14 protein-coding genes and 1 pseudogene are annotated in these 13,228 nt (G+C 75.3%); 11 read left to right on the top strand and 4 right to left on the bottom strand.

All coding sequences use genetic code 11. From position 1 onward, the window contains the following. Complete coding sequence (locus ACQPYN_RS19275; protein WP_433026191.1) at window positions 1-1,149, bottom strand: polyprenyl synthetase family protein; 1,149 nt, start codon at window positions 1,147-1,149, stop codon at window positions 1-3. A gap of 132 nt (window positions 1,150-1,281) precedes the next feature. On the opposite strand from ACQPYN_RS19275, the gene ACQPYN_RS19270 reads away from it, so the two are divergent. Continuing rightward, window positions 1,282-2,172, top strand: coding sequence for a methylenetetrahydrofolate reductase (locus tag ACQPYN_RS19270; RefSeq protein ID WP_274198021.1), 891 nt, complete (start codon window positions 1,282-1,284; stop codon window positions 2,170-2,172). Between the two features lie 49 nt (window positions 2,173-2,221). Here the strand turns inward: ACQPYN_RS19270 and ACQPYN_RS19265 are convergent, their stop codons facing one another. Both ACQPYN_RS19265 and ACQPYN_RS19260 read right to left on the bottom strand, forming a co-directional pair. Continuing rightward, on the bottom strand, window positions 2,222-2,956 hold the full coding sequence (locus ACQPYN_RS19265) for a DUF3153 domain-containing protein (RefSeq protein WP_433026188.1): 735 nt from the start codon (window positions 2,954-2,956) through the stop codon (window positions 2,222-2,224). A 35-nt stretch (window positions 2,957-2,991) separates the two neighbouring features. Beyond that, a complete protein-coding gene (locus tag ACQPYN_RS19260) occupies window positions 2,992-3,600 on the bottom strand; it encodes a GNAT family N-acetyltransferase (protein ID WP_433026185.1) in 609 nt (202 codons plus the stop codon). A gap of 336 nt (window positions 3,601-3,936) precedes the next feature. On the opposite strand from ACQPYN_RS19260, the gene ACQPYN_RS19255 reads away from it, so the two are divergent. Then, a complete protein-coding gene (locus ACQPYN_RS19255; RefSeq protein ID WP_274190183.1) occupies window positions 3,937-4,230 on the top strand; it encodes a hypothetical protein in 294 nt (97 codons plus the stop codon). Between the two features lie 36 nt (window positions 4,231-4,266). Then, window positions 4,267-4,821 (top strand): SAV_6107 family HEPN domain-containing protein, encoded by a 555-nt coding sequence (locus ACQPYN_RS19250; RefSeq protein ID WP_433026181.1) that lies wholly within the window; start codon window positions 4,267-4,269, stop codon window positions 4,819-4,821. Window positions 4,822-4,824: 3 nt separating this feature from the next. On the opposite strand, the gene ACQPYN_RS19245 is transcribed toward ACQPYN_RS19250, so the two are convergent. Continuing rightward, window positions 4,825-5,664: a ParA family protein gene (locus ACQPYN_RS19245; RefSeq protein WP_433026178.1), complete on the bottom strand. Its 840-nt coding sequence runs from the start codon at window positions 5,662-5,664 to the stop codon at window positions 4,825-4,827. Window positions 5,665-5,963: 299 nt separating this feature from the next. Here ACQPYN_RS19245 and ACQPYN_RS19240 point away from each other — a divergent pair, with 299 nt between their 5' ends. From ACQPYN_RS19240 to ACQPYN_RS19205, 8 genes and pseudogenes are all read left to right on the top strand, one after another. After that, window positions 5,964-6,473, top strand: coding sequence for a hypothetical protein (locus ACQPYN_RS19240; protein WP_433026175.1), 510 nt, complete (start codon window positions 5,964-5,966; stop codon window positions 6,471-6,473). Window positions 6,474-6,535: 62 nt separating this feature from the next. Then, a pseudogene (gene dinB, locus ACQPYN_RS19235) lies at window positions 6,536-7,793 on the top strand (DNA polymerase IV). A gap of 133 nt (window positions 7,794-7,926) precedes the next feature. After that, window positions 7,927-8,319 (top strand): DUF3040 domain-containing protein, encoded by a 393-nt coding sequence (locus ACQPYN_RS19230; protein ID WP_274198015.1) that lies wholly within the window; start codon window positions 7,927-7,929, stop codon window positions 8,317-8,319. 634 nt (window positions 8,320-8,953) lie between these two features. After that, window positions 8,954-9,385, top strand: a complete 432-nt coding sequence (mraZ, locus tag ACQPYN_RS19225; RefSeq protein WP_274190179.1) for a division/cell wall cluster transcriptional repressor MraZ — start codon at window positions 8,954-8,956, stop codon at window positions 9,383-9,385. Between the two features lie 210 nt (window positions 9,386-9,595). Next, window positions 9,596-10,576 (top strand): 16S rRNA (cytosine(1402)-N(4))-methyltransferase RsmH, encoded by a 981-nt coding sequence (gene rsmH / locus ACQPYN_RS19220; RefSeq protein ID WP_433026172.1) that lies wholly within the window; start codon window positions 9,596-9,598, stop codon window positions 10,574-10,576. Then, a complete protein-coding gene (locus ACQPYN_RS19215; protein ID WP_433026169.1) occupies window positions 10,573-10,965 on the top strand; it encodes a hypothetical protein in 393 nt (130 codons plus the stop codon). Before rsmH ends, ACQPYN_RS19215 begins: the two co-directional genes overlap by 4 nt. Beyond that, window positions 10,956-11,273 (top strand): hypothetical protein, encoded by a 318-nt coding sequence (locus tag ACQPYN_RS19210; RefSeq protein WP_433026166.1) that lies wholly within the window; start codon window positions 10,956-10,958, stop codon window positions 11,271-11,273. Before ACQPYN_RS19215 ends, ACQPYN_RS19210 begins: the two co-directional genes overlap by 10 nt. Before the next feature lie 194 nt (window positions 11,274-11,467). Then, window positions 11,468-13,219: a peptidoglycan D,D-transpeptidase FtsI family protein gene (locus ACQPYN_RS19205; RefSeq protein ID WP_433026163.1), complete on the top strand. Its 1,752-nt coding sequence runs from the start codon at window positions 11,468-11,470 to the stop codon at window positions 13,217-13,219. The last annotated feature ends 9 nt before the right edge of the window (window positions 13,220-13,228 follow it).

Raw genomic sequence — 13,228 nt, 5'->3', positions numbered from 1 at the left:
TCAGCGCGCGCGCCGGGTGGCGGCGACGGCCAGATCGGCGAGCCGGTCGGGGGCCGGGACGGCCAGGACCGGGGCGTCGGCACCGCGCACCGCATCGAGTGCGGAGGCGGTGAGCTCGGTGATGCGGCGTTCGACGTCGTCGACGACGCCGAGGGCGACGAGGGCCTCGCGGGCCGCGGCGACGCCCTCGGGGTCGAGGTGGGGGTTGCCCACGGCGCGCTCGACGACCGCGGCCGTCGTGCGGTCGGGGTGGGCGCGGGTCAGCGCGACGAGGAGGGTCAGCTTGCCCTCGCGCAGGTCGTCGCCGGCCGGCTTGCCGGTCACCGCCGGGTCGCCGAACACGCCCAGGAGGTCGTCGCGCAGCTGGAAGGCGATGCCGAGGTCGGTGCCGTAGCGGCGCAGCGCGGCGATCGTCGCGTCGTCGGCGCCCGCGATCGCGGCCCCGAGGTGCAGCGGGCGCTCCACGGTATAGGCCGCGGTCTTGTACCGGCTGATGCGCAGGGCGGTCTCGGGGCTCGAGTCGGACGACGCGTGTCCCTGGACGTCGAGGAACTGGCCGCCGAGCACCTCGGTGCGCATGGCCCGCCACGCCGGACGGGCGCGGGCGAGCGCGACGGGGTCCACCCCGGACTCGTGGAGCATGTCGTCGGCCCAGGCGAGGGCCACGTCGCCGAGCAGGATCGCGACCGCGGCCCCGAAGCGCGTCGGATCACCCGTCCAGGCGGCGCCGGCGTGCCGCGCCGCCCACCGGGCGTGCACGGTGGGCTCGCCGCGGCGCGTCGCGGAGTCGTCGATGAGGTCGTCGTGCACGAGCGCGCACGCCTGGATGAGCTCCAGGGCGCTCACGGCGCGCAGCACCGCGGAGGGGTCGTCGAGGCCGCCGGCGGCCCGCCAGCCCCACCACGCGAACGTGGGACGCAGCCGCTTGCCGCCGGCGAGGACGAATCGTGTGAGGTCGTCGACGGCGTCGGCGTACTCCTCGGCGATGTCCGCACACTCGGCGCGCCGGCCGGCGAGGTAGTCGGCCAGGTCGGCGGTCACCGCGCCGGGCAGGTCGTGCTCGATGGCGCGTCCGCCCTGCTCAGCAGGGCTGCCGAACGGGTCGTGGGCACCGTTGCCGGCTCGCGTCGAGACTCCGCCGAGCGTCATCCGCACTCTCCCCTCCGGACCGCAGACGTGTCCGGAACCGGAGCCTAGGGCCGTTCGGCCGACCTGGCCGATCGGGCGGTCCCGGTCACAACGGACCTCCGTAACCACACCCCGTCACCGTAGGGTCGCCGGATGGCTACTGTGACGGAGCGCATCCAGCGCGGGGTGCCCACGTTCTCGGCGGAGTTCTTCCCGCCCAAGAACGATGAGGGCGAAGCCACACTCTGGCGCACCATCCGCGACCTGGAGCCGCTCGACCCGGCCTTCGTGTCGGTCACCTACGGCGCCGGGGGCTCGAGCCGCGACCGCACCATCCGCACCACCGGTCGCATCGCCACCGACACCACGCTGACGGCGATGGCCCACCTCACCGCGGTCGACGCCTCGCTCGACGACCTGCGCCAGGTGATCGGCTCCTACCTCGCGGCGGGCATCAGCAACGTCCTCGCGATCCGCGGTGACCCTCCCGGGGACAAGGACGCCGACTGGGTGCCGCACCCGGCGGGGTTGAGCTACACCGAGGAGCTCGTCCACATGGTGAACCGCCTGGGCGACTTCTGTGTCGGCGTCGCGGCCTTCCCGTACCTGCACCCGCGGTCGGTCGACGAGGACACCGACACCCGGTTCTTCGTGCAGAAGGTGAAGGCGGGCGCGGAGTTCGCGATCACCCAGATGTTCTACGACGCCGACGAGTTCCTGCGCATGCGCGACCGGATCGCCGCCGCCGGCTGCGACATCCCCGTCATGCCCGGCCTGATGCCGATCACGACGCCGAAGTCGGCCGAGCGCGGCGCGGACTTCTCCGGCGCGCCGCTGCCGAAGCTCATGTCCGAGCGCCTCGACCCCCTGGTCGACGACGCCGCGGGCTATCGCGACGCCGGCATCGACCTGTGCGTCGAGCTCTCCCAGCGGATGTTCGACGAGGGCGTCACGAACATCCACTACATCAGCATGAACCGCTCGCCTGCGGTGGTGGACGTCGTCCAGCGCCTCGGTCTCGTGCCGGCGACGCCCCGCTCCTGAGGCCGTCCTGGCCCCGTCGGCCTGCGGGTCGGCGGGGTCAGTGGCTCGATCAGCGGCGTGCGCGTGTCTTGAGCTGGGTGCGCGACGACGCGGCCAGCACCACGACGATCGCGACCGCCACGGCGACCACCGCGAGCAGCAGCAGCGACCAGCCGATCCACGACGGGGCGTCGGGGTCCGGGTACTCGATCACCGCGTTGACGTCGTTGACGGTGCCCGGCTGCAGGGTCCAGCTGATGAGCCCCGGCGTCGCGGTGCCGTCGGTCTGGCGGATCGTGCCCGGGAACGCCATCTTCAGCTGCACGTCCGCGCTCTCCGGCGACACCCGGGTGAGGTCGACCTGCCCGGACACGACCACGCGGTCGCCCGCCCGGCGCATCTGCACCCGGATCGCCTGCGTGCTCGTCGGGCTGATCGAGGGGAGGAGGCGCGTGACCTCGTCGAACGACAGGTCGTCGAACTGCACCTTGGAGCCGATGTACCCGTCCTGCTCGTAGCGCTCGACGGAGACGTTCCCGCTGAGGTCGTCGGGCACCTGCAGGGGCGGGCCCTGCCCGGCGGGGGCCCCGTCCGGCGTGGCGATGTCGACGACGCCCGAGACGCGGTCGTCCGGGGAGACGGCCATGCCGGCGCGCACCCGCACGCAGCCCGTGCCCAGGACGCCGACGAGGGCCAGCAGCACGGCCAGGAGCACGAGGGTGCGGCGGCGGTTGCCGGTCGAGGGGTTGCTCGTCGAGGGGGCGTTGTTCGGGCGGGAGTCGGTCGTGGGAGCGGACGCGGGCACCCGCGCATGGTGCCAGGCGCCCCCGACGGTCCCGGTCAGGCGCGGCCCGGCCGGTGCGGCGTGCCGGGGGGCTCGAGGGGCAGGGTCCGGCCGAGCACCGCGAACGGCCGCGGATCGCTCGTGAACCGGTGGTGGCGCAGGACGTCGGTGAACCCGAGCCGGCGGTAGAGCGACCACGCCCGGGTCGGCGGGTCCGCCTCGGGGGTGGAGAGCAGGACGTGGCGGTTCGCCGGGTGCGCGAGCAGGCGGCGGGCCAGGGCCTCGCCGAGGCCGTCGCCCTGGACGTCGGGCCGCACGTGGAGCTCGGTGAGCTCGAAGTAGTCGTCGAGCACGGTGTCGGCCAGCTCGCGGCCGGCGGCGCCGCCCGCGAGCAGGCCACGGCGCACCTCCTCGAACCACCACTGGCCCCGCGCGCCCGGGTAGCCGTACGCGATGCCCCACAGCGAACGGTCGGGCCCGAGCGCGGCCGCGGCGTGCCACCCCGGGCGCCGGGAGTGCTCGACCCACATCGGGCGTCGCTGCCGCACCGTGCCCGGGGGATAGCCCATCGCGTGCACGTAGACGGTCAGCGCCTCGTCGAGCCGGGCCGCGAGGTCGTCGGGCGTCAGGTCGACGACCGTCGCGCGGGCCGGCGCGGCGGTCATCGGCCGGCTCCCGCGGCGCGGGGGGAGTCGGAGGCGGACACGCCGATATCTCACCACGCCCCGGCCGCGGTCCACGGGTCGATCTCCCCGGCCGGGTCCTCCCGGTGTGGTCGCGGCGGGGTCCCGGATCGCCTCCGAGGGGACCGGCCGATCGACTTGACGGCGTCGGACCGACCGGGTTCACTGGTTCCTATCGAACACGTGTTCGATCGCTCGGACGGCGGGGCGGGGGAAGCGCCCCGCCGTCCGGGAGTGCCGCCGGCTCCCCACGGTGGCAGGCACCCACTCGACCCGGGCCCCGGGTCGAGGAGCACGAGCCGCCGTGGAGGACGCATCGTGGTTCGCAGTCCGTCGCCGGTCCAGGTCCGCTGTGCGGACGGCGACCCGGTCGAGTTCCATCGCCGCCCGAACCGGCGGGACAGTCACTACCTGGTCACCGAGGTGCAGGAACGCTGGATCGAGGAGTCCCGGTGGCCGTTCCTCTCGGCCATGCCGGTCGGGGGAGACCGGTGCCGCTGCTGGCGCGTGCTCGCGTGCCGGTCCGACGAGCCGCACCTGCCGCCCGGCGAGTTCGTGCTGCGCATGCGCTCGGGTCCCGGCGTGTGGGACCTCCGCCGGGCCGGCTACTGACCCGCTCGCGACGCCCGATGCCCTGAGGAGATCACCATGACCAGCGCTCTCGCCATGCCCGGACTGTTCGACACCACCCCTCTGGAGGCCGCCCCGCGCGCGGCGGCGCCCACCGACGCCGGACCGGCGGTCCCCGCCCCCGCCCGGTCCGGCACGCCGGCGCGGTCGGACGAGCGCGGGGCCCCCACCCGCGCCACTCCGGCCGCGCCGGCCCCGCCGCCGTCGCGCACGGTGGTGCAGCTGCTCGGCGCCGCCCGCGACGAGCTGCGGGCCGCCCAGGCCGAGGACGATGCCGCCGAGCGCTTCCGGGCCGCCCACCTCGGGGCCCTGCGCGCCGCGGCGGCGGTGCTCGCCCTGCGGGCCCGCGCCAAGCGGGCGTCGCGCCCCACGGACGCCTGGACGCTGCTCGCGTCCGTCGCGCCGGAGTACGGCGAGTGGGCGGCCTTCTTCGCGGCCCACTCGGCGACGCGCTCGGCCGTCGAGGCCGGGGTGCGGGGCAAGGTGTCCCAGCGCGACGCGGACGACATGGTGCGCCAGGCCGATCTGTTCCTCGCCCTGGTCACGCGCACCGTGGCCGGGCGCGCACGCTGACGATCAGGTCTCGGGTGCCCGCCGGGCCCGCCCGCGGCCCGACCGGTTGGTGCGCGAGCGCACGATCCGCCCGAGCAGCGAGTCGAATTGGCTCGCGATCTCGCGGGCGCCCGGGGTGTCCCACCGCTGGATCGGCACCCCGGCGCCCTGGGCCTGCTGCACCGCGCTGCGGTCGGGCAGCGCCCCGGAGATGACGAGGGGGCCGAAGAGCTCGCGCAGCTCACCCAGGCGGAACTCGTGCTCCGACGAGCGCGCCCGGTACTTGTTCACCAGCACGCCCAGCGGCTGGAGGTCCGGGTTGTTCTCGCGCTCGGCCTGCACCGCCTCGAAGGCGCGCTGCACGCCGGACACCGCGAAGGTCGTGGGCTCGGTCACCAGGACGGCCCGGTCGACGGCCACGAGGGCGGAGCGGGTCAGCTGGCCGAGCGAGGGCGGGCAGTCGATGAGCACGAGGTCGTACTTCGCCAGCCCCGTCCGGGTGGCGCCGTCGTCGTCCTTGGGCAGGTCGCCGAGCAGACGCGCCAGGGCCCCCAGCCGCTGCGACCCCGGATCGGGGTGGTTGTGACGCTCGATGTCCTCCGAGCCCACGAGGACGTCGAGGTCCTCGCCCCAGGCGCTGGGGGCGATCGACGACGCGAGCAGCGCCGCCGACGGCCGTTCCATGGCCTGCGCGATCGTGGTCTCGGTGGCCTCGGGCTCGAGCGCGGTCGTCGCGTTGCCCTGGGGGTCGAGGTCGACCACCAGGGTCCGCAGACCGGCCCGGAGGGCGGATCCGGCAAGGCCGAGGACGACGGTCGTCTTCCCGACCCCGCCCTTGAGGCTCAGCACCCCGGTGACGTGCACGGGGGGAACCTACCGGTCGGTGCCCCCGCGCACCCGTCACACGTTCTACGGTGTCGCGGTGAGTCGCGCCCCGTCGTTCGCCCCGGTCGACGTCGTCGCCCGCACGCTGCGGGTCGAGCTCACCGCGGCGCGGAGCCGACGCGGGGGCGCGGCACCCCGCGTGCTCGACGTCGGCGGCGGCAGCGGCACGTGGGCGGTGCCCTGGCCGCCGACGGGTGCGAGGTCACGGTCGTCGACTCCAGCGCCAACGCCCTCGCGGTGCTGCGCAGCCGGGCGCGCGAGTCGGGGTCGCCGGCGGCGTGCGGGCCGTGCAGGGCGACGTGGACGCGCTGGCCGACGTGGTCGCCGACGCCGAGGCCGACCTGGTCCTCGGGCACGGGCTGCTCGAGTACGTCGACGACCCGGCCGAGGCGTGCCGGGCGCTCGCCCTCGCCACCGTGCCCGGCGGGGCGCTCTCGCTGCTCGTCGCCGGCCGGTTCGCCGCGGTGCTGTCGCGGGTCGTGGCCGGTCGGCTCGAGGAGGCGCGGCGCGTGCTCGTCGATCCCTCGGGGCGCTGGGGAGCCGGCGACCCGCTGCGCCGGCGCATGGACGTCGAGGAGATCCGCACCCTCGTCGAGGCGGACGGGCAGCTGTCGGTCGAGCGGGTGCAGGGGCACCGGGTGCTCGCCGACCTCGTGCCCGACGGCGTCCTCGACTCGGGCGGCGGCGTGCCCGACCCGCTCGCGGAACTCGAGGACATCGCCGCCGGCACCCCGCCGCTGCGCGACATGGCCTCCCAGCTGCACGTCCTCGCGCGGCGGCCGGGCTGAGCACGCCCCCCTCGGGTCATGCGCCCGGCCGGGACGCGGGCTGCGGGATCCTGCACGTCGACATGGACGCGTTCTACGCGTTGGTCGAGATCCGCTCACGGCCGGAGCTGCGGGGCCGCCCGGTGGTGGTCGGGGGCGGCCCGGAGCGCGGCGTCGTGCTCTCGGCGAGCTACGAGGCCCGGGCCCACGGGGTCCGCTCGGCGATGCCCTCGGCCCGCGCGCACCGGCTGTGCCCGCAGGCCGTGTTCCTGCCGCCGGACTTCGCCGCGTACTCCGAGGTCTCCCGCGCGGTCATGGAGGTGTTCCGCTCGGTCACGCCGCTGGTGCAGCCGCTGAGCCTCGACGAGGCGTTCCTCGACGTGTCCGGCGCGCTGCGCCGACTCGGGGCGACGCCGCTGGAGATCGCGGCGTCGATCCGCGAGCAGGTCGCCGCCTCCCAGGGGATCACCTGCTCGGTCGGCATCGCGTCGACGATGTTCGTCGCCAAGCTCGCCTCGCGGGTCGCGAAGCCGGACGGGGTGCACCTCGTGCCCGCCGACGGGGTCCGCGCGTTCCTCGACCCGCTGCCGGTCGGCGCGCTCTGGGGCGTCGGGGCGCGGACGGAGGAGGTGCTCGCCCGCCACGGCATCGCGACGGTCGGGGACGTCGCCGCGGCCGGGCTCGCCACGATGCGGCGGGCGGTGGGGAGGCCCACGCCGCCCACCTGTTCGCCCTGGCGCGTGGCATCGACGAGCGGCGGGTCGACCCCACGGCCGCGAGAAGTCCGCCGGCGCCGAGGAGACGTTCGCCCGCGACCTCGTCGACCGGGCTGTCCTGCGCCGCGAGCTGCTGCGCCTCGCCGACCGCACCGGACGCATGTTGCGCCGGCGCGCGGTGCGGGCGCGGACGGTCGCGCTCAAGGTCCGCTTCGACGACTTCACCACGATCACACGATCGCGCACCCTCCCTGCGCCGACGGATCTCGCCCGTGAGCTGTACGCCACCGCGGGCGAGCTCCTCGACGCGCTCGGGCCGATCGCGCCGGTCCGCCTGCTCGGGGTCCGGGCCGAGGGGCTCGTCCCGGCGGACCGCGCGCCCGAGCAGATCGTCCTCGGCGAGGCCGAGCACGGCTGGTCGGACGCCGAACGCGCCGCTGACCAGGCCCGATCACGTTTCGGCGTCGCGGCGGTCCGCCCGGCGAGCCTGCTCGGTGATCCGGACCCGACCCGGGCCCGCTCACCCGTCGATGCGGCGGACCCGGCGCGTGGTGACGGGCCGGATCGTCACCGAGAGCATCCGAGCGTGTCGCGAGCGGCGTCACCACGGGAGCCGAACGGATGATCAGGAGCGCAACACGCCGGTCCGGGTAGTGGGACTGCCACCGGACTCGTACGATGGGTACTGGACATCCCGACGATGCCCGCCAGACCCCCCGAGGTCGGGCGTCTTTCCATTCCGGTGCCGGAGGAGAAACATGCCGCTCTCCGAGCACGAGCAGCGCCTGCTCGAGCAGATCGAGCGCGCCCTCTACGACGAGGACCCGAAGTTCGCGTCCACCGTGCGGGGAGGCAAGCTCCGTCGCCCGTCGCGCCGGCGCCGCGTGCAGGGCATCGCCCTCTTCATCATCGGCGTCGTGATGCTCGTGCTGGGCGTCGTCTTCAGCTCCTCCACCGTGGGGATCATCGTCAGCGTCGCGGGCTTCCTCGCGATGTTCGGCGGCGCGATCCTCGCCATCACGTCCTTCGGTGCGCGCAAGAAGGAAGCCGCCGCCGCTGAGGGCGAGGCCCCGGCCGCGACCGAGAAGGAACGCAGCCGCTTCACCTCGCGGATGGAAGAGCGCTTCCGCCGCCGCTTCGAGCAGGAGTAGCCCTCCGCTCCTCGACGCCCCCGACGCGCCGCCGACCCCCGTGGTCGGCGGCGCGTCGTCGTTCCGGGGTCCCCGGGCGGTGGTGCTCATGATCAGGGGCGCGTCGTCACCCCCGAGGCGCGCCGGCGGGTGCACACCGTGCCCGGGATCTCCCGGCGGCCGTGGGGGTCGACGTGCTTGATCGCTGCGAGTGCTCCTGCGACCCCGCTACACGGGCCGGGAGGAGCAGCGGGGCCGATCACGGCCCGCGCGACGCCCCCACCTCGCCCCACCGGCCCGGCGCGACGTCCCCCACCCCGCCCCACCGAGCCGGCGAGGCCGCCCCCCACCCCGCCCCACCAGGACGCCCGGGACCCCCCACCCCGCCCCCCACCCCGCCCCATCGGCAGGCCGCGGCGCCACATCCCCTGCTCAGACGTCCCCTCTCGAACCCCGGAACGGCGTGTCGGCGGCCCCACGGGGCCTCGAGGCGCCAGGGTCGCGCTCGCGCCCCCCACATCACCCCACGCGCCCTGAGCAGGCAGAACACCCCGATGGGGGATCACGAGGTCCTCAGGATGGTTTGGTCGTGGGGGAACGTGGGGTATGGTGGTGAGCAGTGGGGCGGACGGGCCTCACCGGGGAGGTGGGCGCCGTGTTCCTCGGCACCCACACCCCGAGATTGGACGACAAGGGCAGGTTGACCCTGCCCGCGAGGTTCCGGGACGAGCTCGCAGGGGGGCTGATGATCACGAAGGGCCAGGACCACTGCCTCTACGTGTTCCCCCGTGACGAGTTCGAGCAGATGGCCCGCAAGGTGGCCGAGGCGCCGTTCACCGACGAGCGGGTGCGCGCGTACCAGCGCTACCTGTTCGCCGGCACCGACGAGCAGCGTCCCGACTCCCAGGGTCGTATCCCGATCACGGCCGAGCTCCGGCGCTACGCCGGGCTCGACCGCGACTGCACGGTGATCGGGGCGGTCAACCGCCTCGAGATCTGGGACAGCGCGGCGTGGGCGCGATACCAGGACGAGCACGAAGCCGGCTACGCGCAGGCCCAGCAGGAAGTGCTGCCCGGCGTCTTCTGACGCCGACCGCACCGACAAGCGAACACGTGGCGCCCTCGCGGGGCGCCGGGTCGGGTGCCGTGAGGCCCCGGTCCGCAGGGCGACAGCCCTGGCGCACCTTCCCCGGCGCCAGGTCCGTCGCCCTGCGGGCCGGGACGTGACGGCATCCGGCCGCAGCAGCAGACGACCGGGCCACGCGGCCCGGGACGACCAGTCGGTGAGGGGCGTTCGGTGGACGACGAGGGGCAGGAGCCGCAGAACGCGCCCGCCCGTCACGTCCCCGTCCTGCTCGACCGCATCGTCTCCCTCTTCGAACCGGCCCTCGCCGATCGCGACGCCGTGCTCGTCGACGCCACCCTGGGGGCTGCCGGCCACTCCGCCGCGCTGCTTTCTCGGCACTCGAGACTCACTCTTGTAGGTGTTGACCGCGACCGGTCGGCGTTGCGGCTCGCTTCCGAACGGCTGAGCGACTACGCCGAACGCACCCATTTCGTCCACGCGGTCTTCGACGCGATCCCCGACGTCCTCGACGACCTCGGGTTCGACGGCGTCCAGGGCGTGCTGTTCGACCTCGGCGTGTCCTCGATGCAGCTCGACGAGGACGAGCGCGGCTTCTCGTACGCCCGCGACGCCCCGCTCGACATGCGGATGGACCCGACGACCGGCCCGACCGCGGCCGACGTCCTCAACACCTACGCGCCCGGTGACCTGGTGCGCGTGCTGCACGAGTACGGCGAGGAGCGATCGGCCCGGCGCATCGTCGAGGCCGTCGTGCGCGCCCGGCGACGGGCTCCGTTGCGGACCAGCGCGGAGCTCGTCGCCCTCCTCGACGAGGCCATCCCGGCCGCCGCCCGCCGCACCGGCGGGAACCCCGCCAAGCGCACGTTCCAGGCGCTGCGGGTGGAGGTCAACGGCGAGCTGGACGCCGTCGCCGGCGCGATCCCGGCCGCGGTCCGCGCGCTGGCCGTCGACGGCCGGCTGGTCGTCATGTCCTACCAGTCCCTCGAGGACCGGATCGTCAAGCGCGTGCTCGCCGAGCACTCGCGCACCAAGGCCCCGCCGGACATGCCCATCGTCCGGCCGGAGGACGAGCCCGAGCTGCGTCTGCTGACCCGCGGCGCGGAACGGGCCGATGAGGACGAGATCGCCGCGAACCCACGGGCGGCGTCGGTGCGGCTGCGTGCCGCGCAACGTATTCGGGAGGCCGCATGAGCACCGGGACCCTGACCGGCCCCCGCCCGGGCACGACGAGCGCCCGGCCCGCGTCGCGGGACGCGGGCACGCGCCGTCCCGCGGCCCCGACACGCCCGGCGACGAAGCCCTCCACCCGGACGACGGACACGCGCGCCTCCGGCACCGCCCCGTTCGTTCTCCTCATCATGGTGCTGCTCACCGGGGGACTGGTGGCGACGCTGTGGCTCTCGACGGCGGCCGCCGCCGACTCGTACCGGCTCGACGAGGCCCGTCAGGTGGCCCGCGACCTCTCCGAGCAGAGCGAGCGCCTGCACCGCGACGTCGAGGCCGCGCAGTCGGCACCCGCGCTGGCCGCCGCCGCCCGGGCCCAGGGCATGGTGCCGGCGGGGAGCCCGCGGTGCTGGTGATCGCGCCCGACGGGTCGTCGCAGGTCGTCGGGGACCCGAAGCCCGCCCAGGCCGTCGCCCCGCCGCCGTCGGTCGCCGTGCCCGCCACCCCGCCCGCCGGCCCACAGGGCGACGCTGCCCAGAACAACGGCGCCCAGGCCGCCACCGACGGGCAGCCCGCCCCGGCGCCCGCCGGCGCCGCCGCGGCCGAGGACCAGCTGGTCGCGGTCCCCGACACGACTCCGGACACGACCCCGGACCCGGCGAACTCCGAGACCACCCCCGACTCCGCGGCCGCCGCCGACGACGCCTCGCCGGCGGCCCCCTGATGCCGCGCGGCTCTCCCACCATGAGCAGGGCCACGATGGGCAGGGCCACCCTGAGCCGGCCGCCGGCGCGCGGCCCGGGCGTGCGGGGCCCCGGTGGGCGTCGCCCGTCACCGCCGCCGCCCCCGCCGCGGCAGCCCCGCCGTCGCCCGGCCCCTCGGCCGCCGGACCCGCGGCGCCGCCTGCGGGTCGGCCGCGTGATCCTCGTGGCGGTCCTCCTGCTCTGCACCCTCAAGCTCGTCGAGGTCCAGGGCCTGCGCGCGGGAGAGCTGTCGGAGGACGCCGCCCGCCAGCGCACGACGAAGCTCGTGGTGCCCGCCGAGCGCGGCGCGATCCTCGACCGCTACGGCACCCCGCTCGCGTTCAGCGTCGAGGCCAAGGCGCTCGTCGCGAACCCCCGGCGCATCACCGCGGACTGGAACGACCCCGCGATCCGCAGCCAGCCCGGCTCGCCGACCCCGGACCAGCGCAAGTCCGCGATCGCCCTGGGCATCGGGCGCATCCTCGGCCTCGACCCCGGCCCGATCTTCGCGTCGCTGACCTCGGACCGCAGCTACGTCGTGCTCGCCCCGCTGGTCGACCCCGGAGCCGCGCGCCAGGTGCGCGAGGCGTTCCCCGAGATCGCCGAGGAGGACCGCGAGTCGCGGCAGTACCCCGCGGGCGACGTGGCCGCGACCGTCGTCGGCAGCGCCGCCTGGAACATGGACCGCCAGAAGATCCGCGGCTCGATCGGGCTGGAGAGCGCGCTCGACACCACGCTCGCCGGCCAGGACGGCTTCCGCGTCGTCGACACCGCGGAGGGCAGCGACGCCGTCATCCCCGGCACGACGCGCGCCGAGCAGCCCGCGCAGGCGGGTCGCGACATCGTCCTGACCCTCGACACCGACCTGCAGTACGCCGTCGAGCAGCGCCTGCGGGAGTACACGGCCCGCGTCGGCGCCCGCAACGGCAGCGCGGTCGTCCTCGACGCGCACACCGGCCAGGTGCTCTCGATGGCCAACTCCGGGTCGTTCAACCCCGCCTCCCCGGGCGCGCCCGGAGCGCAGCTGAGCAACCCGTCGGTGACGTCGCCGTTCGAGCCCGGCTCGGTCAACAAGCTCGTGACGATGGCCGCCGCCCTCGAGGCCGGCGTCGCCCGGCCCGAGGACGTCCTGCAGGTCCCGGGCAGCATCCGCGTCGCCGACCGCACGATCAGCGACGCCTGGTCCCACGGCACGATCAACCTCACGCTCAACGGCGTGCTCGGGCGCTCCTCGAACGTCGGCACCCTGATGACGGCCCAGCGCGTGGGCCCTGACCGGTTCGCGTCGATGCTCGAGTCGCTGGGCATCGGCACCCGGACGGGCATCGAGCTCCCGGGCGAGAGCCCCGGCTCGGTGCCGTCCCGCGAGGACTGGTCGGGCAGCACCTTCGGCAACCTGCCCATCGGCCAGGGCCTCTCGATGACCACCCTGCAGATGGCGAGCATGTACCAGGCCGTCGCCAACGACGGCGTGCGCGTGCCGCCGCGGGTGGTGGAGGCCGAGGTCGGCGCCGACGGCGTCCGCACTCCGTCGCCGACGCCCGAGGGGGTGCGGGCGATGAGCCCGGAGACCGCGCGGACGATGCGCGACATGCTGCAGTCGGTGACCCAGGACGGCCGCGGCGGCAACCGCGGCACGGGGCCGCAGGCGGCGATCCCGGGCTATCCGGTGGCCGGCAAGACCGGGACCGCCCAGCAGGTCGATCCGGGCTGCGGCTGCTACTCCCAGTCGAACTACTGGATCACCTTCGCCGGCATGTTCCCGGCCCAGGACCCCCGCTACGTCGTCGCGCTGATGCTCGACCGCCCGCCGGGCGGCGACTCGGCGGCGCCGCTGTTCCACGACATCGGCGCCTACCTCGCGCAGCACGGGGCCGTGCCGGTGTCCACGGCGCCGCCGCGCCAGGTGCCGCTCACGCTGCCGTGATGCTCCTGT

Origin of the sequence: Actinomycetospora sp. CA-053990 (genome assembly GCF_050948445.1) — a bacterium.
Classification (GTDB): Bacteria; Actinomycetota; Actinomycetes; order Mycobacteriales; family Pseudonocardiaceae; genus Actinomycetospora; species Actinomycetospora callitridis.
The sequence above is the reverse complement of the archived record's forward strand: the minus strand, read 5'-3'. Positions and strand labels throughout refer to the sequence as shown.